Source organism: Aeromonas sp. 9A (genome assembly GCF_963900955.1).
In the GTDB taxonomy this organism is placed as follows: Bacteria; Pseudomonadota; Gammaproteobacteria; order Enterobacterales; family Aeromonadaceae; genus Aeromonas; species Aeromonas salmonicida.
Genome location: NZ_CAWRFG010000001.1, coordinates 3284627 through 3304381, shown reverse-complemented (window position 1 = coordinate 3304381; position 19755 = coordinate 3284627). Strand labels below are relative to the sequence as shown.

Genomic DNA, 19755 nt, shown 5'->3' with positions numbered 1-19755 from the left:
TACCTTGCTTATGCATGGGACCTCCGTTGTTGTTGCAGCCAGCGGCTGGCGGCGACCGAGAGGCCGATGGCGATCAGGCTCAGCAGCAGGAAGCCGTCCACGTCGGGATCCATCCACTTGCCAAGGGCTGTCAGGATAACGGCGATGAGGCTCAGGCATCCCATGGCGAGCCCGGCGATAAATTTGTGGTGCCAGAGGGCGTAAGCGGCGGCAAGCCAGCCCAGCCAGGCGGGCCACACCCAGGGGGAGGCGGCATCAAACAGTGCCAGCAGGGTCAGCAGTGTGACCCCCAATCCCGCGGCGAGCCCGGGTAGCCAGGCGGGCATCAGCTTGAAGCGGGTGGGGGCCAGCAAGAGGGCGCCCCATAAGGCGGCGTTGAGCAGGGTCAGACACCAGCCCAGCCCCTCTTCATCGAAGCCAAAAAAGAAGCTGAACAGGCCGAGTCGCCAGTAGAGCATCAGCGCCAGCTGACCGAGCAGCCAGCTCGTGGTCCACAGCAGGGGGCTCTGGCCGAGCGCCGCCAGCGGCAGCAGCATCAGGGCCCAGGTGGCGAACAACTGCCAGGGATCGGCACCCGTCTGGTAGGTCTGACCCACCAGGGCCAGCAGGGCGCCAATATTGAGCGCCATGGCCAGCAGCAGTGCCTGACGGGGTGTGTCTGTCATGGGTTTTCGCCACAGCAGCACCAGCATGGCGAGCAGGGGCAGCTCCAGCAAGGCGAGGCGCGAGACGCGGCCCAGCTCCTGCCAGTTGAAGGCGACGAAGAACACCAGACCGGCACCGAGGCAGAGACTGCCGAGCCAGAGCAGCAGGCGATCAAACAACCATTGCCAGCGGGCACTGGCAGGGGGCAAGTCGCACAGGGCGAGGGCGGCGGGCAGGTGCGTCTGGGCGAGGCGTCCGCGTCTGACCCAGTCGAGCAGCGTCTGTCTTGAGGTAAAGTGCATGGGATGCTCCATGAGGTTTGCCGCATTATGCCACTGTCTTGGCACTGCGGGACACTCCCTGTCTGTGCGTGGGCGACAGCAGGCTGCGTCTCCGTATGATGGCAGGTAATAAATGTCAGGTAACAAAAAGCCCCGCCTGGTTGAATAGAGGCGGGGCTGGCTTGTGATGGCACGACATCGAGGCCGGCATGGGAGCGGGGTAGGCAAGTGCTCACGCTTGCCTCGCCGCCTTGTGGTCATGCCGGCGGTTTGTCAGGCGAAGATGAGAGTACTCACCCCCAGCCCTGCAAACAGGATGGCGCAGGCGATGCGGATCCCCTTGAGCGGCAGCTTGTCGGCGCCCAGCTTGCCGAGCAGTACCACGGGCACGTTGGCCAGCATCATGCCGAGGGTGGTACCGGCGATGACTTGCGTCAGCGAGTCATACTTGGCCGCCAGCAGCACAGTGGCTATCTGTGTCTTGTCACCGATCTCGGCGATGAAGAACAGCACGAAGGTGGCCATGAAGGGGCCGTACTTGTCGAGCGGGCTCTCTTCATCATCCAGCTTGTCAGGTACCAGGATCCAGGCCGCCATGGCAATGAAGGAGCCTGCGACCAGCCAGGTCATCACTTTGGGGTCCAGCCAGCGGCTGATGAACTCGCCAAGCCAGGCGGCGCCGGCGTGATTGAGCAGGGTCGCCGCCAGCATGCCGGCTATGATGGGCCAGGGCTTGCGAAAACGGCAGATGAGCAGCAACGCCAGCAGCTGGGTCTTGTCGCCGATCTCGGCGATAGCCACGCTCAGGGTTGAGGTTAACAAGGCTTCCATAAAAATGACCGGGGGACGGAATTGTTATACCTGAGACAAGCCTGCGCCATCCGTCCCCGGTATTGGCACTGGCCCGTCAAAGGTCTTGTCAAATCCATGGATTAGATGGATCACCCTGACCATGGTGAGTTGGCACCAAGTATGTTGATCAGGGTCGCAAACCGGTTTGGGGTCGGACTGCGAGACTACTCCCCCTCGATGGGAGCGGGCATTCTAGGGAAAAACCATCCGCGAGACAAGGGACTCAACCACCGACCAGCTTGACGCTGAAACCGGCTTTTTCCAGCTCGGTCTTGATCAGGTCCCGTTTATCCCCCTGGATCTCGATGATCCCCTCTTTCAAACCGCCGCCGGTGCCGCATTTCTTCTTGAGCAGGGTGGCGATGGTTTTCTGCTGTTCCGCCGGTACACCGTGGATAGTGATGACGCCGGCGCCCTTGCGCCCCTTGGTCTCGCGCCGGATGCGCACAGTACCATCCTGCGGAAAAGGGGAGGCGGATTGGGGCTGGGTTTGTTCCTTGATCATGCCGCCATCCGTGCTGTAAACCAGATGGCTGTTGTTGTCGTGACTCATGGCAGTTATTTGTGAGTTAGCTAAGCGGAGTTTGATTTTACTCAAATCAGCGCGGGAAACACGGATTATAATGCCCCGAGTAAAAGCGAATTATTATTGTTTAACTTCAGGAGTCAGTCATGGTACTCGCGCAGTTGTCACCGGGACAGAGTGCTCGCATCAAGCACATGAACCATCTTGAACGTACATTGCGGCGCAAATTGATGGTGATGGGCCTGCTGCCACAGACCGAAGTCCTCTTCCTGCGCGCGGCCCCGCTGGGTGATCCGCTTCAGATCCAGTGCCAGGGGATCTGTCTCTCCATGCAAAAAAGCCTTGCCCTGCAAATCGAGGTTGAACTGGTATGAACTACTCCCTCGTAACCGTCGGCAATCCCAATAGCGGCAAGACCTCGCTGTTCAACGCCCTGACCGGTGCCCGCCAGCAGGTGGGCAACTGGAGTGGCGTGACCGTCGACAAGAAGATGGGCGAGTTTTCTGCCCAGGGACATGACTACAAGCTGATGGACCTGCCCGGCATCTATAGCCTGGCCAATCAGGAAGGGAGCCTGGACGAGCAGATCGCCAGCCGCTTCGTGCAGGGTCAGCAGCCGGACCTGCTGCTCAACGTCATTGATGCCGCCAACCTGGAACGCTCTCTCTACCTCACGCTGCAACTGCGCGAGCTGGGGCTGCCCATGGTGGTGGTGCTCAACAAGATGGATATCCTGCAAAAGCGACGGGTGACCATAGATGAAGCCCTGCTCGCCAAGGCGCTCGGTTGCCCTGTGGTGCCCCTGTCGGCCCACAATCGCCAGCAGGTCGCCGCCTTCAAGCACCAGATCCAGCAGTTTATCGGCAAGCCCCAGCCGGCGCTGATGCTCGATTACGGCAGCACTCTTGAGAAAGATTTGGCGGAGCTGGAGACACTGCTCGCCCCCCATCACCTCACCGCCCGTGGCCGCGCCTTGCGCCTGCTGGAAGAGGATGAGGCGATGCAGGAAACCCTGCAGGCGGGGCAACAGGCCGCCGCTACCAATGTGGTTGCCCGTGCGCACCATGCTCAGGACATAGACCTGCAACTGGCGGATATCCGCTATGGCCACATTCATCAGTGGACCAGCCAGGCGTGCCAGCAAAAGGGCAAACTCACCGTTGCCCAGAGTGAATGGCTGGATCGGGTGCTGCTCAATCGCTGGGTGGGCATCCCCTTCTTCCTGCTGATGATGTACCTGATGTTCCTGTTTGCCATCAATGTGGGCAGCGCCTTCATCGACTTCTTCGACATCATGGGCGGCGCCCTGTTTGTGGACGGGGTACATCACCTGCTGGGGCTGGTCAATGCCCCCGAGTGGGTTGGCGCCATACTGGCGGGCGGCTTCGGGGTCGGTTTGCAGACGGTCGCTACCTTTATTCCGGTGATCGGCTGTCTCTACCTGTTCCTGGCTGTGCTGGAGAGCTCAGGCTATCTGGCGCGGGCGGCCTTCGTGGTGGATGCCCTGATGCGCCGCCTCGGCTTGCCGGGCAAGGCGTTCGTGCCCATGCTGATGGGTTTTGGCTGTACGGTTCCCTCCGTGATGGCGACCCGCACCCTCAACTCGGAGCGCGAGCGGCTGATGACCTCGGCCATGGCGCCCTTCATGTCGTGCGGTGCCCGTCTGCCGGTCTATGCTCTGTTCGCGGTGGCCTTCTTCCCCGAATCCGGTCAGAACCTGGTGTTCGGTCTCTATCTCGTCGGCATTCTGGTGGCCGTGCTCACCGGCCTCTTGCTGCGCAGCACTCTGCTGCCGGGCAAGAGTGACTCCATGCTGATGGAGATGCCCGATTACGAGTGGCCGCGCCCCATCAACGTGGGGATCAAGACCTGGCAGAAACTCAAATCCTTCGTGTTCGGTGCCGGTAAAACCATAGTGCTGGTGGTTGCCGTGCTGAGCGTTCTCAACTCGCTGGGGACAGATGGCAGCTTTGGTCACCAGGATCAGGAGAGCTCGGTGCTGAGCAAGGTCAGTCAGGCGGTCACCCCTGTGCTGCACCCCATAGGTGTGCGCGATGACAACTGGCAGGCCACGGTCGGCATAGTGACCGGTATCTTCGCCAAAGAGGCGGTGGTCGGTACTCTCAACAGCCTCTATGCCGGCAGTGCCGGTGATGAGGAGGAGAGTGAATACTCCCTCGTTGCCAGCTTCCATGAGGCCATCGCCGCCGTTGCCGCCAATCTGGCGGAGATCAACCCGAGCGATCCCATGGGGATCTCCGTCGGTGAGCTCGATGACAGACAAGCCGCTGCCGAAGCTCAGGAAGTGGACGTGTCCACCTACGGCAACATGCAGACTCACTTCGACGGCGCGGCCGGTGCCTTTGCCTACCTGTTGTTTGTGCTGCTCTACATGCCTTGCGCCGCCGCCATGGGCGCGCTGGTGCGGGAAACCGGTCGCCAGTGGGCGCTGCTGACCGCCGCCTGGTGCAACTACACCGCCTTCCTGTGTGCCACCGTCTTCTATCAGGCGGCCACCTTTGCCGCTCACCCCGAGCAGAGCCTGTTCTGGATTGGCAGCTATGGCTTCTCCCTGCTACTGCTCTGGTGGCTGGGCCGCCGTCACGGTGACATAGTCGCCCGCAAGGTGGTGGCCTTATGATACTGCGAGAGCTGGGGGATTATCTCGCCGTGCAGCGCAAGGTGAGTCGGCGGGATCTGGCGCGCCACTTCCATACCTCGGAAGATGCGGTGGAGGCCATGCTTGGCGTCTGGATGCGCAAGGGCCGTGTGGCCAAGCGGGAGACTCAGGTATGCGGTGGCAGTTGCTGCGGCAAGAGCCAGGAGGTGATGTTCGAGTGGTGTGAACCCGGCCAGATTGGTTTGGTACAAAAGCGCTAGCGCGCTTGTCGGATCCCTCACTCAATCATGCAATAAACAAGACCCGCCATCGGCGGGTCTTGTTGTTTCTGCGGCTGGCCGTCTAGGCCCGGGCGTTAACGCCCGGGCCAGCGCTGGCCCACATCGGCGTGGCGATACCAGGCCATCAGGGCCTGCTGGCCCTCGATGTCATCCACGGCCGGTGACCAGGGGGCGAAGTCTTCCTCCCTGAACGGTGCGTAGGGGCCGTGCTTCACCTCGAAGATGACGGCGCCGGGATCGAGGGAGAGCACCGCATGCCAGGTGGCGACCGGGGTCTCCAGTACCGAGGTCTCTTCCCCCAGTACGCCACGAGCAACCACAGTGCCTTCATCGTCAAAGTTGAGCACCACGAAGCGCCCGCACAGGGCGGTGAGCAGCTCCCAGGTTTGCAGATGGCGATGGGGGCGAATGTAGGTATCTGGCTCCATGGCAATGGCCAGCCGCTGGATGGGGTCGGCCAGCTGGTCGTGCAGATTGTGATTCATGCGCTGGCGCGGGGAGTGGGCGGCCTCGGTGGCGAGACAGGCAAGGCGGGCGACGTCCAGTTTTTTCATGTGCAGTTCCATCATAAGACAAAGGCAGAAGCGTCGGCAGAGTAGCATGCCAGAGGGGCTGACAGGCAAGGGACGAGCCGTAAGCAAATGTAAACAAGGGAGCCGGTCGGGCTCCCTTGTTCAGTGGCTGCTGTGTACCAACTCGCTTACAGCTTGGCCAGCATCTCTTTGGTGACCAGCACTATGCCCTGCTCGGATCGGTGGAAGCGGCGGGCATCTTCACAGGCGTTTTCCCCCACCACCAGCCCTTCGGGCAGTATGCAGCCCTTGTCGACCACCACACGGCGCAGGCGACAACCGGCACCTATCTCGACCCCGGGGAAGATCACCGCCTGATCCAGGGTGCAGAAGGAGTGCACGCGCACATTGGTGAACAGCACCGAACTCACGATGAAGGAGCCGCTGACGATGGTGCCACCGGAGAACATGGAGTTGATGGTCATGCCGTGCTGGCCGTTTCTGTCCTGCACGAACTTGGCGGGGGGGGTCATGGTCTGGCTGGTCCAGATGGGCCACTCCTGATCATAGATATCGAGCTCGGGAGTGACGGAGGCGAGATCCATGTTCGCTTCCCAGAACGAATCCACAGTCCCCACATCACGCCAGTAGGGGCGTTTTTGCGGGCAGCAGCCGACGCAGGACATGCTGAACGGATGGGCGTAGGCGGATCCCTCCTTGACCACCCGCGGGATCACGTCCATGCCGAAATCGTGGTGGGAATCCTGGTTGGCCAGGTCCTCTTCCAGCAACTGGTAGAGATACTCGGCTTCGAAGATGTAGACCCCCATGGAGGCCAGCGCCATGTCGGCCTTGCCTGGCATTGCGGGCGGATTGGCCGGTTTCTCGACGAAGGCGTTGATCTTGCGATCCCCATCCACCGCCATCACCCCAAAGGCGCTTGCCTCTATGCGCGGCACCTCGATACAGGCCACTGTGACCTTGGCCCCCATGTTGACGTGATCGAGCAGCATGGCGGCGTAATCCATCTTGTAGATGTGATCCCCCGCCAGCACCACCACATATTTGGGGGCGTGATCGCGAATGATATCCAGATTCTGATACACGGCATCGGCGGTGCCGCGATACCAGTTGACCTCGTCCACCCTTTGTTGGGCAGGCAGCAGATCGATGAATTCGTTCATCTGGTAGCGCAGGAATGACCAGCCCGATTGCAGATGGCGCAGCAGGCTGTGGGATTTGTATTGGGTGACCACGCCGACCCGGCGGATCCCCGAGTTGATGCAATTGGAGAGTACGAAGTCGATGATGCGGAATTTACCGCCAAAATGAACTGCCGGTTTCGCCCTGTTGTCCGTCAACTGCTTGAGGCGACTGCCCCGCCCTCCTGCGAGAACCAAGGCCATGGTCTCGTTCAGCAATTGTCTGGATTTTGCTGTATTGGCAGGTTGTAACAACATTGAATACCCCTTTGTTGATAGAATCTCTTGATACTGCCTCCTTTGAGGCCTGTATGAAAGGGCTTTCAACGACATTTTTTGCAAGCAGGGGGCTCACATTGATTTTTTTGTCATTTATGTGAGCAAACGCCATGGCCGGGGACGGGTGTTAACCAAATAGCAACATGGCGAGAAGAGGCAGGGGCTAGGACAATGATGGGTGGCTGGCGTTTTTTTGAACCGTCATCTGCCATGGCGGATGACGGTTCAAGGGGGAGGGGACAGGGGGCAGACTAGAAGGGATCGTTACTTTCGTCCTTGGTGGGCTCCAGACTCCAGCCAGTGGCATCCGCACTGTTGGCGATCTGGCCCTTCTCTTTCCACAGCTTGATCTTGAGGCGCAGGTTGTTGGCCGAGTCGGCGTTTTTCACCGCTTCTTCCTCCTCTATCACCCCTTCCACCACCAGATCGAACAGGGCGCTGTCGAAGGTGACCATGCCGAGTGCTCTGGATTTCTCCATCACCTCTTTCAGGCTGCCAAATTCGCCGCGTTTGATCATGTCGCGGATGGTGTGGGTGCCCAGCATGATCTCCACCGCTGCCCGGCGGCCACCGTCTGTGGTTTTCACCAGTCGCTGGGAGACAAAGGCCTTGAGGTTGTTGCCAAGATCGTTGAGCAACTGTGGCCGGCGCTCTTCCGGGAAGAAGTTGATGATGCGATCCAGCGCCTGGTTGGCGTTGTTGGCGTGCAGGGTGGAGATGGCCAGATGCCCGGTCTCGGAGAAGGCAAGGGCATGTTCCATGGTCTCGCGATCGCGAATTTCACCGATGAGGATCACATCCGGTGCCTGGCGCAGGGTGTTCTTGAGCGCGGCATGGAAGCTGCGGGTATCTACCCCCACCTCCCGCTGGTTGATGATGCTCTTGCGGTGACGATGGACGAACTCCACCGGATCCTCGATGGTGATGATGTGGCCGCCGCTGTTGCGGTTGCGATGGTCGATGAGGGCCGCCAGCGACGTGGATTTGCCCGAGCCTGTTCCGCCCACAAACAGCACCAGGCCCCGTTTTTCCATGATGGTGTCGAGCAGCACGGGCGGCAGTTTGAGATCTTCAAAGCGGGGTATCTCTGTCTTGATGTTGCGGGCCACCAGGGAGACTTCGTTGCGCTGCTTGAAGATGTTGATCCGAAAACGGCCTATCTGGGGCAGGGAGATGGCGAGGTTCATCTCCAGCTCCCGCTCGAACTGCTGCTTCTGCTCGCCATCCATGATGTCGGCGGCTATCTTGGCCACTTCCCCTGGTTCGAGCGACGTCTCGGACAGGGGGCGCAGCCCACCGTTGAACTTGGCACAGGGAGGGGCGCCGGTCGACAGATAGAGGTCTGAGCCGTCCTGCTTGGCCAGGATCTGTAGCATGTCTCGCAATTCCATGGTTTTGCCTCGTCTATCAAGGAGATGCCGTTACTTGGGATGTTATTGAGTGTACAGCCTCAGGCACCGGTGAGTTTCTCGCGAAACACAAAAAACACCGCGCCCATGATGCAAAGGCCAGCCCAGAGGTAATCCCACTTCAGATCCTCTTTCAGATAGAAGACCGAGAAGGGGACAAACACGGTAAGGGTGATCACCTCTTGCAGTATCTTGAGCTGGCCAACGCTCATCACTGTATGGCCGATACGGTTGGCGGGCACTTGCAACAGGTATTCGAACAGGGCTATGCCCCAGCTCACCAGGGCGGCGATGATCCAGGGTTTGTGGTTCATGCTCTTGAGGTGGGCATACCAGGCGAACGTCATGAAGACGTTGCTGCACAAGAGCAGACCGATACTGGCGAAAATCGGGTTCATTGGGTTCTCCTTGAAAGTCCGGCGCATTTTATCCCTGAACCCCGGGTTTCCATAAGTGGCACGGCAGGGTATTTTTAACCCATCAAGGGTGGGTGACACAGGGAGCCGGGGATGGGGAAGAGAGGCTGGGGAGTGTTTGGCCTGCTGCTGGCCTGCCAGGCACAGGGTGCACCAACCCTGACGGTGGCCACCGATGTTTGGCCACCGTTTCGCGTCTTGCAACCGGATGGTCAGTTTCGCGGGTTGGACATGGATATTCTGCAGCGGCTGCAGAGCCGTAGCGGCATACAGTTCGAGGTGAAGCGGGTCCCCTGGGGACGGGCTCTCAAGCAGATGCAGGCCGGTCAGGTTGACCTCATGATGGGGGTGGCGATGACGCCGGAACGGGTACCGTTCATCGATTATCTGCAACCTGCCTACTACCAGTGCCACACGTCTTTTTATGGCAAACCGGCCGTGGTGTCATCCCTTAACACCTATGCCGACCTGCAGGGGCGCAAGGTCGGTCATGTGCTCAACTCCGCCTACTTCGAGCCGTTTGATTCGGACAACCGGCTCGACAAGCACGGCGTACCCACCGAAGATCAACTGCTGCGCATGGTGCAGCGGGGCCATCTATCGCTGATGATAGGCACGGATTGCCAGGTGGATTATGCCCTGAGCCAGCACAATGAGGCCGGGCTCATCAAGGCGGCCTATCTGCCACCCAAGCCTGTCATGCTCTATCTGGGCATGAGCAAGCGCTCCCCTCACCACGCCCTGCGGCAGCCGCTGGCGCTGGCGTTGCAGGAGATGGTGGCGAGCGGCGAGATAGGTGCCCTTGCCAAACCTTACCAGCCTTGACCTCGGGTGGTAACGCACTGTTATCATGCACTTTTCATCCTTGTGCGCCGGGCTGGTCAATACAGCATCGGCGCCGGGCCTTGTACACGTTCGGGGAGCTTCTGTGTATCTCTCTTTGCTCGCCCGCCAGCAACGCTGGCAGCGGGGCTGGTTGTTTTGCCTGACGCTGCTGACCCTGCTGCTCTTTTTCTTCTCCCTTATCTGGGGCGAATTCATGCTGCTGCCCTGGCAGCCCATGGGCGATCTTGAACAACGCATCCTGCTTGAATTGCGGTTGCCCCGCGCCTTGCTGGCCCTGCTGGCGGGGGCGGCGCTTGCCTGCGGCGGCGCGGTGCTGCAGGTGATGCTGCACAACCCGGTGGCCGAACCCGGCCTGCTTGGCGTGTCGAGCGGCGCTGGCCTCGCCGCCATGGTGGCGATGGCCGTGGCCAAGTCCCTCGGTATCTATCTGCCGGGCTGGGGCTTGTCGCTGGCAGCGTTTGGTGGCGCCCTTGCGGTGACCATGCTGCTCATTCGGCTGGCGCGTCGGGCCAGGCTCGGCCATACCCGTCTGCTGCTGTTCGGGGTCGCCATCGGCATCCTCACCAATGCGGCCATGACCTGGTTGATGTACTTTGCCGATGACGGCTCTCTGCGCGAATACATGTTCTGGATGATGGGCAGCCTCTCCTATGGCAGCCAGCAACTGGCCTGGTGGTGGCTGGTGCTGCCGCTGACGCTCGGCTGGCTTTGCTGGCAGGGCAGGGCCTTGCAGCAACTGCTGCTGGGGGAGACCCAGGCCCGTCTGATGGGACTGGACGTGGACAGGATGCGGGTGCGACTGGTGCTGGCGGTCTGTCTGCTCACCGGCATTGCCGTGTCGCTATGCGGTGTCATCGGCTTTGTCGGGCTGGTGGTGCCCCATCTGCTGCGTCTGTGTGGTGGCAGCGATCAACGCTTCCTGTTGCCCGCTTCGGCGCTGGGGGGCGGTGCCCTTCTGCTGGGGGCCGATCTGGTTGCACGCTCTGCATTAAGCGCCGGTGAGCTGCCCATCGGTGTCATCACCGCCTCGGTCGGCGCCCCGCTCTTCATCTATCTGCTGCTGAGGCAAGATGCCAATGCTACCGCATAAATACCGGCCCGAATGCCGACATGCTCAAGTTGTCTACCCGCTGTTGAGGCAAGATGCCGATGCTGCCCGCTGATCCCTCTTTGCTTGAGTCAGCCTCCCTGCTCGAGGCGCGAGCCCTTGCGATCCCGGAACGACTGGCTGCGCTGGATCTCGATTGGCAGGGCGGTCAGCTGGTGGCCCTGCTCGGCCCCAACGGCAGTGGCAAATCCACCCTGCTTGGCGCCCTGGCCGGTATTTTGCCCGCCGCGGGCACAGTGCGGCTTGGCGGGGTGGCGATCCGCGAGCTGAGCTGGCCGGAGTTGGCCCAGCGCCGCGCCATGCTGCCCCAGCGCCAGCGCCAGCTGTTTCATATTCCTGTGTTTCAGGTGCTGGCCATAGGGCTGGATGAGCGGGTGCAGGTCAGGCAACCGGGCGATGTGAAGCAGGCCCAGAGCGATGCCGTCGACGCCCTGTGCGATGCACTTGAGCTGAGCTCGCTATTGGCGCGGGACTTCAGTCGCCTCTCCGGCGGGGAGCAACAGCGGGTGCTGATCGCCCGTACCCTGCTGCAGGTGTGGCCCGGCCTCAATCCGGCGGGGCGAGTCTTGCTGCTCGACGAACCGCTGGCGGGGCTGGATCTGCACCATCAGCTGGCGCTGTTGCGGCTGCTGAAATCGTTGGCACGGCAGGGGCTGCTGGTGGTGCTCGCCATCCACGACATCAATCTGGCCATCGACTGGGCGGATCGGATCCTCTGTCTGCAGCAGGGGCGCGTGGTGAGCGAGGGGGGGGGCGATGTCATCGACGAAGCCTTGCTGGAGCGAGTGTTCCAGATCAAGACCGACCGCATTGAGGCGGCCGGTCGGGTCTGGTTTATGCCGAGCCTCTAGCAGCGCTGGCAGTGATCCGCAGGTAAAGAAAAGGGCCGGATATCAGTGATATCCGGCCCTTTCTGTCTTTCGGGTAACGCAGGGTTAGCGAGCCTGTTTGCTCAGGCGTACCTGGGCGGCCTCTGCCAGCATGGCCAGCAGCGTCTCTGTGTCGCTCCACGACAGGCAGGCATCCGTGATGCTCTGGCCGAAGGTGGCAGCGCAGCCATTCTCCACATCCTGACGACCTTCCACCAGGAAGCTCTCGGCCATGATGCCGGCGATGCCGGTACGGCCGCGGCGCAGCTGATCGCAGATGTCCTGGGCCACCAGCAGCTGACGGCGGTGATCCTTCATGCTGTTGCCGTGGCTGAAATCCACCACCAGGCGCTCCGGCAGGCCCACGTCGGCCAGGGCTTCGCACGCCTCGTCGATGCTGGCGGTATCGTAGTTGGGTCTGTGGCCGCCACGAAGGATCACGTGGCCATAGGGGTTGCCGGCGGTGCGGTAGATGGTCATCTTGCCGTCCTTGTCCGGGGAATAGAAGATGTGGCTGTGGCGGGCGGCGCGCACCGCATCGATGGCGATGCGGGTGTTGCCGTCGGTGCCGTTCTTGAAGCCGACCGGACAGGAGAGGGCGGAGGCCATCTCGCGGTGTACCTGGGATTCGGTGGTACGTGCGCCTATGGCACCCCAGGTGATGAGATCGCTGATGTACTGGCCGGTCACCATATCGAGAAACTCGGTGGCGGTGGGCATGCCGATCTCGTTGATGTCGACCAGCAGCTTGCGGGCCAGTTTCAGCCCTTCGTTGACATCGAAGCTGCCATCGAGGCGCGGATCATTGATGAGCCCCTTCCAGCCGACGATAGTGCGCGGCTTCTCGAAGTAGGTGCGCATTACGATGCAGAGGCTCTCTTTGTACTGCTCGCGCAGGGCGTTGAGGCGACGGGCATACTCATGGGCGGCGGCCGGATCATGGATGGAACAGGGGCCGACGATGACCAGCAGGCGCTGATCCTCACCGGCCAGAATGGCTTCCACTTCGCGGCGGGCATCCAGCAGGTTCTGGGCAACAGTGTCGTTTAACGGGAAGGCGTGCGCGAGCTCGCTTGGAGTGATCAGGGACTCCAGGCGACGGGTGCGCAATTCATCGGTGTGAATGGACATACGACTCAATTCTCGAGTGGGTGGCGTGGGCTGTAGCGTTGACCGCGTGCCGAAAATGCAAGGGGATAAAATAAAGCAAAATGCCCCTGATGGAAACCTCGAGGGGCTCTGATAGGATGTGAACCCCAAAACGACGCCAAATGAGGTAGATAGCGTGGCAAAGCCAGGAGCAACCGGGGTTACCCGCATCATCAACGCAACCGGTTACAGCATGAAGGGGCTCAAGTCAGCCTGGGTCAACGAGGCGGCCTTTAGGCAGGAGCTGATGTTGATCCTGCTGCTGATGCCGTTGGCCTTCTGGCTCGGGGATTCCCTCAACCAGATCCTGCTGCTGGTGGCCATCAGCTGGCTGGTGGTGATCGTCGAGGTACTCAACTCCGCCATCGAGGCAGTGGTAGACAGGGTGGGCTCGGAGTATCACGAGCTGTCGGGCCGCGCCAAGGATCTTGGCTCCGCCGCCGTCTTTATCGCCCTGGCGCTCAATGCCCTAGTGTGGGGTGCTCTGGTAGGGCGCAACCTGCTCGGCTGGTGGTAGTGTTTTCGGTACCAAGAAAAGCCCGGCGGGGCATAACCCAGCTGGGCTGGTGGTAGGTTGCGATAGCAACCTTTCTCGTGGCGAAGAGACAGGGGCGTCCGATTACGCTGTGCCAATCGAACCGATGCTCTCTGGTGAACCACAGTACCCGGCCATAAAGAAACCCGCCATTCGGCGGGTTTCTTGTTTACTGCGTTTTGTCGGTTGGGTTAGTTGCTTGGTGGCATAGCCCGACGGCTCAATGCAGGATCCGCGCACGTATGGTGCCGTTGATCTCCTTGAGCTTGGAGAGCGCCTTCTCGCTGTGCTCTGTCTCCACGTCGATCACCACATAACCGATATGGCTGCTGGTTTGCAGGTACTGACCGGCGATGTTGATCCCCTCTTCGGCGAAGATCTGGTTGATCTTGTTCATGACGCCCGGCTGGTTGCGGTGAATGTGCAGCAGGCGGCTGGAGCCCTTGTGGCCCGGCAGCGAGACTTCCGGGAAGTTGACGGCGGAGAGGGTGGAGCCGTTGTCAGAATACTTGACCAGCTTGTTGGCCACTTCCAGACCAATGTTCTCCTGGGCTTCCTGAGTGGTGCCACCGATATGGGGGGTGAGGATCACGTTGTCCAACCCGCGCAGCGGGCTCAGGAACTCTTCGTCATTGGACTTGGGCTCAACCGGGAAGACGTCGATGGCGGCACCGGAAACATGACCGCTCTTGATGACGTCGGCCAGGGCATCAATATCCACCACGGTACCGCGGGCGGCGTTGATGAAGATGGCGCCCGGTTTCATCATGCGCAGCTGCTCGGCGCCGATCATGTTCTTGGTGGAGGCGGTCTCCGGCACGTGCAGGCTGATGACATCGGACATGTTGAGCAGTTCGACCATGCTCGGCACCTGGATGGCGTTGCCCAGGGAGAGCTTGTTCTCGATGTCGTAGTAGTAGACCTTCATGCCGATGCTCTCGGCTATGATGCCAAGCTGGGTACCGATATGGCCGTAGCCTATGATGCCGAGCTTCTTGCCACGGGCTTCCACCGAGCGATTGGCCAGTTTTTCCCACACGCCGCGATGGCACTTGGCGTTTTTCTCCGGGATGCCGCGCAGCAGCAGCAGTATCTCGCCCAGCACCAGCTCTGCAACGGAACGGGTATTGGAGAAGGGAGCGTTGAAGACGGGGATGCCACGCAGGTGGGCGGCGTCGAGGTCAACCTGGTTGGTCCCGATGCAGAAGCAGCCGATGGCGACCAGCTTGCTTGCGGCATCCAGCACCTTTTCGGTGAGTTGGGTGCGCGAGCGCAGGCCCACGAAATGCACATCACGAATGCGCTCGATCAGATCCTCTTCCGACAGGGAAGTCTTGAGGTACTCCACGCTGGTATAACCTGCGGCACGAAAGGTCTCTACCGTGTTGGGATGCACTCCCTCCAGCAGCAGCACCTTGATCTTATCCTTGTCCAGCGAAAACTTGGCAGTCATGACGATCCCTCTATGTATGCAAAGAATGAGTGCAGATATGGTCTGTGAAGAAAACCGTAAAGTAGCAAAAACGATTGTGAGAGGGAATATTTGTGACGAAAGTCAAATTCTTTGAAGTTTTCAACGATAGTTGTAAACCACAGTTTGCAACTCATTGAGTGATAAATGAAAACGGCGCCATCAGGCGCCGTCGTCGATTTGCAGAGCAATGATGTTGCCGAGGCGGCCTTATTGGGTGATGACCCCGTCAGGTGTGCCGATCAGCACCACGTCCGCGCCACGGTGGGCAAACAGGCCGTTGGTGACCACGCCCACTATGCCATTGAGCTTTACTTCCAGTGCCTTGGCATCCTTGATGGCCATGCCCTTGACGTCCAGTATGATGTTGCCGTTGTCGGTGACCACACCTTGGCGCCACTCGGGGTGACCACCCAGTTTGCGGATCTCGCGGGCCACGTATTCACGGGCCATGGGGATCACCTCTACCGGCAGCGGGAACTGGCCCAGCACGTCCACGGTTTTGGTGTTGTCGATGATGCAGATGAACTTGTCAGCCACGGCTGCCACTATCTTCTCGCGGGTCAGGGCCGCGCCACCGCCCTTGATCATGTCGCGGGTGGCATTGATCTCGTCGGCGCCATCCACGTAGACGGAGAGGGCATCGATGTCGTTGAGGTCATACACATTGATACCCAAGGCTTTGAGGCGCTCGGTGGAGGCGATTGAGCTGGATACCGCCCCTTCAATCTGGTCCTTCATGGTCGCCAGCGCATCGATAAAGTGGTTGACGGTAGAGCCTGTGCCTACCCCGACTATGGTACCGGGCACCACGTATTTGAGCGCAGCCCAACCAGCCGCCTTCTTCATTTCATCTTGAGTCATGATCGATCCTCTGGGAAAAAGCGGGCGCATTATATCCAAGCATCCCCCCCAGAGCGACTACAGAGGTCACGTTCCGGTCCAAAAATCCCCAAGATGTAAATCGTTTGCCTGTTTATTGAGCCTTCTGGATGGCATCTGGCGTGGCGGGCACGAAAAGGAGGCTGTACCGAGAGGGGGGATGGCAAAAAACAGAGACGGCAGCACAGCCAACGGGGGCAGTCACAGGCAGTCGGCATAGACCGACTGCCTGTGCGGTCATGCAAATTGCCAGCAGCGGCTCGGGGTGATGATCTGCGGCAGCGGCACGTCCCACTGCTCCTGTGGCACGGCATCCACCTGTTGGCAGTCATGGGCGAGACCCAGTGGCTTGGGGCCCAGCTTGTGTTCGTGCCAGCAGGCGAGGGTGCGATCGTAATAGCCACCCCCCATACCGAGCCGGTTGCCCTCGGCATCGAATGCCACCAGCGGGGTACAGATAAGGTCCAGGGTGCTATGAGGCACCACCTGGGACATATCCAGCTCAGGCTCGGCGATGCCGTAGCGATTGCGGGTCATGGGGCTGGTGGCTGTGTAGCGCAAGAAGAGCAGGTGACCCGGAGTGAAGGGGTGCAGCACCGGCAGGTAGACCTCTTTTTGCTGGGCCCAGAGCCAGTGGATGGCGGGCAGGGGGTTGAGTTCGCCATCGTTGGCCAGGTAGAGGGCGATGCGTCTGGCGGCCAGGATCTCGCTGTGCTGCTTGAACTGGGCAACCAGCTGCTGGGCTGCCTCCTGTTGCTCGGCCTGGCTCAGGCTTTTTCTGCGCAGACGAATGAGCTGGCGCAGGGTTTGCCGCTCATGGGCTTGCTCGGGTTGGGTATCCGGCATGGGGGCTCCTGTATTGTGCACCTGGGTGAGCAGGGAGTTGGCCGCAAAGGCCTGGTTACCTTAACAAGGCCGGCGAGGGATGAACAGGGTGACAAGCCCGGCGGGGATGGGCTGCCAGGCCGGGGGCAATGCCCGGTCCGGCTGCCGTCCCGGTTATTTGTCCGATGTCTTGCCCATCTGATGCTTGATGAAGACAGCCACTATCGCCGCCAGTGCCAGGGCCATGGGATAGAAGCTCATGCTCACCACCGCCAGTGGCGACAATGCGAAGATGGAGCCCAGCAGCAGCGCCTGTGCGCCCCAGGGGATGAGCCCTTGTACCACGCAGGAGAAGATATCCAGCATGGAGGCGGCGCGGCGCGGGGTGACACCGTGATGTTCCGCCAGCTCCCGCGCTACCTTGCTGGCCACTATGATGGCCACTGTGTTGTTGGCGGTGCAGAGGTTGGTCAAGCTCACCACGCCTGCGATGCCGAGTTCAGCCGCCTTCTCGTTCTGCTCGCCATCGTGCTGGCGGGTAAAGCGGGCAATCAGGGCGCTGATGCGGGCGCTGATCCAGGCCAGCCCGCCCTGGCGTTCCATCAAGGCGCCAAGACCGCCGATCAGCATGGAGAGCAAAAAGATCTCCTGCATGCCGGTAAAGCCCTGATAGATGTCTTTGCTGAACTGGCCCAGCGGGTAACCGCTGATCATGCCAACCGCGCCCGCGGCCACAATGCCAATCCCCAGCACCATGAAGACGTTCATGCCAGCGAGCGCCAGCACCAGGATCAACAGATAAGGCATCACCTTGAACAGGTCCGCGCTGGCGGTGGTGGCGGGAGCTTCTCCCACTGAACCCAGGGTCAGATAGAGCAGGATCACTGCGATGGCGGCAGGGGCCGCAATCTTGACGTTCTCGCGAAACTTGTCCTTCATCTCGCAGCCCTGGCTGCGGGTCGCCGCTATGGTGGTGTCCGAGATGATGGAGAGGTTATCGCCGAACATGGCGCCGGAGAGAATGGTGCCTGCCATCAGTACCGGATCGATACCGGCTGCCTGGGCCACGCCAAGAGCCACAGGGGCCACGGCACCGATCGTGCCCATGGAGGTGCCCATGGCGGTGGCAATGAACGCAGAGATGAGGAACAGGCCCGGCAGCAGGAACCAGCCCGGGATCAGCGACAGACCGAGCGCGACGGTGGCATCGACGCCACCGGTGGCCTTGGCCACGGTGGCGAAGGCGCCAGCCAGCAGATAGATGATGCACATCGCCATTATGCTGCTGTCACCCACCCCCTTGAAGAAGGTTTCAAGGTTCTTGTTGAACCCCTCTTTCCCCAGCGTCAGTGCCAGCATGACGGCAGGCAGTGCAGCCACGGGGGCTGGCAGTTGATAGAAGGCGAATTCGACCCCCTGCAGGGTAAGCCAGGTGCCGGTACCGATAAAGAGAGCAAGAAAGACCAGAAGAGGCAGCAGGGCTCTGGCGCTGGGTTGGGTCTGGATCATGTATTCCTCTGTGGTTGAACATGACCTCCCTGTCGTCACCAGCCCGGGTTGATGGGATGAGCGTGGCGGGCATCCTGCCGCTGTGGGGCGCCTACAGTAGTGAGTCGGGGACATTCGGTCAAGATAGACGTCCAGACGGATAGGGCTTTTTATCGGTCAATTCTGATGAGATTGAAATATCAAAAGTATGTTCGGAAAAATTAATCAATGTCGTCAATTGTTCGGCATCGACTTGGGACATGCAGGGCGCTTTTCACTGACATGTCATTTGGCTGACGGGGCTGACGGGCTGATGGTACTGAGTATCTGGGTTATCTGCTTTTGGGGTAGGCCGCCGACGCCTTGCGCGTGCTGGGCATGGCACCCGCACCTGCAGGCAATGAGGCGGCCTTGATAGTCGGTGAGGGCGGCGCTGTTACTGGGTCATTTTCTCCACGGCCTGAACGGCTGCCGCCAGGGCGCGCTTATCGAGGGTCAGGGCAATGTGACCGATATCCGGCACCAGGGTGACGGGCCATTGAATGCCGAGCGCTCTTAACTCGGGTGCCAGTTGGTCGGTTTTAAATGCCTCGTCATCGGTGCCCGCAATCACGGCGCAGGGACGTTTTACATTGCGCAAATTCTGCCGGTAGTCGCGCTCTGGCTGGAAATTCGAGGCGAGGTTGAAGGAGTAGGAGGGGGTCAGGAGAGCTTTCGCTTCATCATTGAGCGCAAAGTTCAGCACGGTCAGATGGTTGAGTGCTGAAATATGGAAACCGTTGAGGATGCTCAATGCGATCAGGCGAGGAATGCCGACACGCACCCAGCCGCCGCTGTTTGGTCGGTAGTTGGCGGCAGTGGGGCCCAGATACGGAGAGAGGAGCAGGTAGTTGTCAAACAGGGTTTGCCGTGAGCCACCGGCGACGCGCAGCACAAAGCCACCCCCTGACGAGAAGCCTGCGAGGGTGGCGGGTTTGCTCGGAGCCACTGCTGCGGCGAAATCTTCCAGATCGTCTTCCAGTTGCCCTATGTAGGCTATCGTGCCTCTCTGGCCCGACTCGCCATGGCCGCGGATATCGAGGGTGTAGGCACCATAACCGGCTTGCGAGAAGGCGCTCGCCAGTATGTGCATGCTCTGGCTGCTGGCCGAGGAGCCATGAACCAGCACAACGCTACCCCTGACATCCTTGCCTGCGGGGGCATAGTGTCGGTAGCCCAACTGCGCGCCGTCACGGGCCGGGTATCTTGAGAGCGGCGGCAGGCCGCTCCAGTCAAGGGTTTTGAAGGGGTTGCTGATACTGGCCATCTCCGGCGCCGGGCCTGGCCCGCCAAACAGCAGCGCCCCCACAAGGGTGACAAGGCCGAGGGACAGCAGGCCCAGTACGCACAGCAATTCCGTATTCATATGTTTACTTCCTAGTTGCGGGTGTCAATTGCGGCTTTATATCGGCGTAAACCTATCAGATGGCGCCGTCTCTGCCAAACCCCAAACCGCCAGTCTGCGGGGTTAGAATGGCAAGGGGTGGATCAGCCATTTTGAGCGGTTCACCGTCGCGCCC

20 protein-coding genes are annotated in these 19755 nt (G+C 60.6%); 7 read left to right on the top strand and 13 right to left on the bottom strand.

Annotated features, from left to right (window positions below):
* Positions 1 to 8 precede the first annotated feature (8 nt).
* The 3 genes from AACX78_RS15220 to AACX78_RS15210 all read right to left on the bottom strand — a co-directional run bounded on the left by AACX78_RS15220 (position 9) and on the right by AACX78_RS15210 (position 2331).
* On the bottom strand, positions 9 to 947 hold the full coding sequence (locus tag AACX78_RS15220) for a DUF2157 domain-containing protein (protein ID WP_159166710.1): 939 nt from the start codon (positions 945 to 947) through the stop codon (positions 9 to 11).
* A 252-nt stretch (positions 948 to 1199) separates the two neighbouring features.
* The gene (locus AACX78_RS15215; RefSeq protein ID WP_099992653.1) at positions 1200 to 1757 is read right to left on the bottom strand and encodes a TMEM165/GDT1 family protein; all 558 of its coding nucleotides are present in this window, start codon (positions 1755 to 1757) and stop codon (positions 1200 to 1202) included.
* A gap of 244 nt (positions 1758 to 2001) precedes the next feature.
* Positions 2002 to 2331 (bottom strand): translation initiation factor, encoded by a 330-nt coding sequence (locus tag AACX78_RS15210; protein ID WP_005314581.1) that lies wholly within the window; start codon positions 2329 to 2331, stop codon positions 2002 to 2004.
* A gap of 119 nt (positions 2332 to 2450) precedes the next feature.
* Between AACX78_RS15210 and AACX78_RS15205 the strand changes: the two genes are divergently transcribed.
* From AACX78_RS15205 to AACX78_RS15195, 3 genes are read left to right on the top strand one after another with little or no spacing between them, the layout of a single operon-like run.
* Positions 2451 to 2678, top strand: coding sequence for a FeoA family protein (locus AACX78_RS15205; RefSeq protein WP_005314583.1), 228 nt, complete (start codon positions 2451 to 2453; stop codon positions 2676 to 2678).
* On the top strand, positions 2675 to 4945 hold the full coding sequence (gene feoB, locus AACX78_RS15200; protein WP_159166709.1) for a Fe(2+) transporter permease subunit FeoB: 2271 nt from the start codon (positions 2675 to 2677) through the stop codon (positions 4943 to 4945). The genes AACX78_RS15205 and feoB overlap by 4 nt, the downstream gene beginning before the upstream one ends.
* Positions 4942 to 5184: a FeoC-like transcriptional regulator gene (locus AACX78_RS15195; protein WP_021140137.1), complete on the top strand. Its 243-nt coding sequence runs from the start codon at positions 4942 to 4944 to the stop codon at positions 5182 to 5184. The genes feoB and AACX78_RS15195 overlap by 4 nt, the downstream gene beginning before the upstream one ends.
* A gap of 95 nt (positions 5185 to 5279) precedes the next feature.
* Here AACX78_RS15195 and AACX78_RS15190 read toward each other — a convergent pair whose 3' ends face one another.
* The 4 genes from AACX78_RS15190 to AACX78_RS15175 form a co-directional block, all read right to left on the bottom strand.
* On the bottom strand, positions 5280 to 5759 hold the full coding sequence (locus AACX78_RS15190; protein WP_201302869.1) for a WbuC family cupin fold metalloprotein: 480 nt from the start codon (positions 5757 to 5759) through the stop codon (positions 5280 to 5282).
* Positions 5760 to 5905: 146 nt separating this feature from the next.
* Positions 5906 to 7177: a glucose-1-phosphate adenylyltransferase gene (gene glgC / locus AACX78_RS15185; RefSeq protein ID WP_017412109.1), complete on the bottom strand. Its 1272-nt coding sequence runs from the start codon at positions 7175 to 7177 to the stop codon at positions 5906 to 5908.
* Positions 7178 to 7449: 272 nt separating this feature from the next.
* Positions 7450 to 8589 carry a type IVa pilus ATPase TapW gene (gene tapW, locus AACX78_RS15180; protein ID WP_011898593.1) on the bottom strand — a complete coding sequence of 380 codons (1140 nt, stop codon included), beginning with the start codon at positions 8587 to 8589 and terminating at the stop codon, positions 7450 to 7452.
* A 59-nt stretch (positions 8590 to 8648) separates the two neighbouring features.
* The gene (locus tag AACX78_RS15175) at positions 8649 to 9005 is read right to left on the bottom strand and encodes a DMT family protein (RefSeq protein WP_005314602.1); all 357 of its coding nucleotides are present in this window, start codon (positions 9003 to 9005) and stop codon (positions 8649 to 8651) included.
* A 111-nt stretch (positions 9006 to 9116) separates the two neighbouring features.
* Between AACX78_RS15175 and AACX78_RS15170 the strand changes: the two genes are divergently transcribed.
* From AACX78_RS15170 to AACX78_RS15160, 3 genes are all read left to right on the top strand, one after another.
* Positions 9117 to 9848: a substrate-binding periplasmic protein gene (locus AACX78_RS15170; protein WP_159166707.1), complete on the top strand. Its 732-nt coding sequence runs from the start codon at positions 9117 to 9119 to the stop codon at positions 9846 to 9848.
* A 103-nt stretch (positions 9849 to 9951) separates the two neighbouring features.
* Positions 9952 to 10959: a vitamin B12 ABC transporter permease BtuC gene (gene btuC / locus AACX78_RS15165; protein WP_058394150.1), complete on the top strand. Its 1008-nt coding sequence runs from the start codon at positions 9952 to 9954 to the stop codon at positions 10957 to 10959.
* Positions 10960 to 11018: 59 nt separating this feature from the next.
* On the top strand, positions 11019 to 11828 hold the full coding sequence (locus AACX78_RS15160; RefSeq protein WP_201302955.1) for an ATP-binding cassette domain-containing protein: 810 nt from the start codon (positions 11019 to 11021) through the stop codon (positions 11826 to 11828).
* 84 nt (positions 11829 to 11912) lie between these two features.
* On the opposite strand, the gene AACX78_RS15155 is transcribed toward AACX78_RS15160, so the two are convergent.
* Positions 11913 to 12977, bottom strand: coding sequence for a 3-deoxy-7-phosphoheptulonate synthase (locus AACX78_RS15155; protein ID WP_159166706.1), 1065 nt, complete (start codon positions 12975 to 12977; stop codon positions 11913 to 11915).
* A gap of 154 nt (positions 12978 to 13131) precedes the next feature.
* Here AACX78_RS15155 and AACX78_RS15150 point away from each other — a divergent pair, with 154 nt between their 5' ends.
* On the top strand, positions 13132 to 13512 hold the full coding sequence (locus AACX78_RS15150; protein ID WP_159166705.1) for a diacylglycerol kinase: 381 nt from the start codon (positions 13132 to 13134) through the stop codon (positions 13510 to 13512).
* A gap of 238 nt (positions 13513 to 13750) precedes the next feature.
* Here the strand turns inward: AACX78_RS15150 and serA are convergent, their stop codons facing one another.
* The 5 genes from serA to AACX78_RS15125 form a co-directional block, all read right to left on the bottom strand.
* Positions 13751 to 14983 (bottom strand): phosphoglycerate dehydrogenase, encoded by a 1233-nt coding sequence (gene serA, locus AACX78_RS15145; protein ID WP_099992663.1) that lies wholly within the window; start codon positions 14981 to 14983, stop codon positions 13751 to 13753.
* A gap of 228 nt (positions 14984 to 15211) precedes the next feature.
* The gene (rpiA, locus tag AACX78_RS15140; RefSeq protein WP_099992665.1) at positions 15212 to 15865 is read right to left on the bottom strand and encodes a ribose-5-phosphate isomerase RpiA; all 654 of its coding nucleotides are present in this window, start codon (positions 15863 to 15865) and stop codon (positions 15212 to 15214) included.
* Positions 15866 to 16120: 255 nt separating this feature from the next.
* Positions 16121 to 16729 (bottom strand): 5-formyltetrahydrofolate cyclo-ligase, encoded by a 609-nt coding sequence (locus AACX78_RS15135; RefSeq protein ID WP_005314624.1) that lies wholly within the window; start codon positions 16727 to 16729, stop codon positions 16121 to 16123.
* 153 nt (positions 16730 to 16882) lie between these two features.
* Positions 16883 to 18217: a Na+/H+ antiporter NhaC family protein gene (locus AACX78_RS15130; protein WP_159166704.1), complete on the bottom strand. Its 1335-nt coding sequence runs from the start codon at positions 18215 to 18217 to the stop codon at positions 16883 to 16885.
* A 415-nt stretch (positions 18218 to 18632) separates the two neighbouring features.
* Entirely contained in the window at positions 18633 to 19601 is a 969-nt protein-coding gene (locus tag AACX78_RS15125; protein WP_159166703.1) for an alpha/beta hydrolase, read from the bottom strand.
* Between the last annotated feature and the right edge of the window lie 154 nt (positions 19602 to 19755).

Excerpts from the sequence above, each read along its gene's own strand:
- AACX78_RS15195 (WP_021140137.1), top strand. The coding sequence starts at position 4,942 with ATGATACTGCGAGAGCTGGGGGATTATCTCGCCGTGCAGCGCAAGGTG.
- AACX78_RS15205 (WP_005314583.1), top strand. The coding sequence starts at position 2,451 with ATGGTACTCGCGCAGTTGTCACCGGGACAGAGTGCTCGCATCAAGCAC.
- rpiA (WP_099992665.1), bottom strand. The coding sequence starts at position 15,865 with ATGACTCAAGATGAAATGAAGAAGGCGGCTGGTTGGGCTGCGCTCAAA.
- tapW (WP_011898593.1), bottom strand. The coding sequence starts at position 8,589 with ATGGAATTGCGAGACATGCTACAGATCCTGGCCAAGCAGGACGGCTCA.
- AACX78_RS15160 (WP_201302955.1), top strand. The coding sequence starts at position 11,019 with ATGCTGCCCGCTGATCCCTCTTTGCTTGAGTCAGCCTCCCTGCTCGAG.
- AACX78_RS15220 (WP_159166710.1), bottom strand. The coding sequence starts at position 947 with ATGCACTTTACCTCAAGACAGACGCTGCTCGACTGGGTCAGACGCGGA.
- AACX78_RS15155 (WP_159166706.1), bottom strand. The coding sequence starts at position 12,977 with ATGTCCATTCACACCGATGAATTGCGCACCCGTCGCCTGGAGTCCCTG.
- serA (WP_099992663.1), bottom strand. The coding sequence starts at position 14,983 with ATGACTGCCAAGTTTTCGCTGGACAAGGATAAGATCAAGGTGCTGCTG.
- glgC (WP_017412109.1), bottom strand. The coding sequence starts at position 7,177 with ATGTTGTTACAACCTGCCAATACAGCAAAATCCAGACAATTGCTGAAC.
- AACX78_RS15175 (WP_005314602.1), bottom strand. The coding sequence starts at position 9,005 with ATGAACCCGATTTTCGCCAGTATCGGTCTGCTCTTGTGCAGCAACGTC.
- AACX78_RS15125 (WP_159166703.1), bottom strand. The coding sequence starts at position 19,601 with ATGAATACGGAATTGCTGTGCGTACTGGGCCTGCTGTCCCTCGGCCTT.
- AACX78_RS15210 (WP_005314581.1), bottom strand. The coding sequence starts at position 2,331 with ATGAGTCACGACAACAACAGCCATCTGGTTTACAGCACGGATGGCGGC.
- AACX78_RS15130 (WP_159166704.1), bottom strand. The coding sequence starts at position 18,217 with ATGATCCAGACCCAACCCAGCGCCAGAGCCCTGCTGCCTCTTCTGGTC.
- AACX78_RS15135 (WP_005314624.1), bottom strand. The coding sequence starts at position 16,729 with ATGCCGGATACCCAACCCGAGCAAGCCCATGAGCGGCAAACCCTGCGC.
- AACX78_RS15215 (WP_099992653.1), bottom strand. The coding sequence starts at position 1,757 with ATGGAAGCCTTGTTAACCTCAACCCTGAGCGTGGCTATCGCCGAGATC.
- AACX78_RS15170 (WP_159166707.1), top strand. The coding sequence starts at position 9,117 with ATGGGGAAGAGAGGCTGGGGAGTGTTTGGCCTGCTGCTGGCCTGCCAG.
- feoB (WP_159166709.1), top strand. The coding sequence starts at position 2,675 with ATGAACTACTCCCTCGTAACCGTCGGCAATCCCAATAGCGGCAAGACC.
- AACX78_RS15190 (WP_201302869.1), bottom strand. The coding sequence starts at position 5,759 with ATGAAAAAACTGGACGTCGCCCGCCTTGCCTGTCTCGCCACCGAGGCC.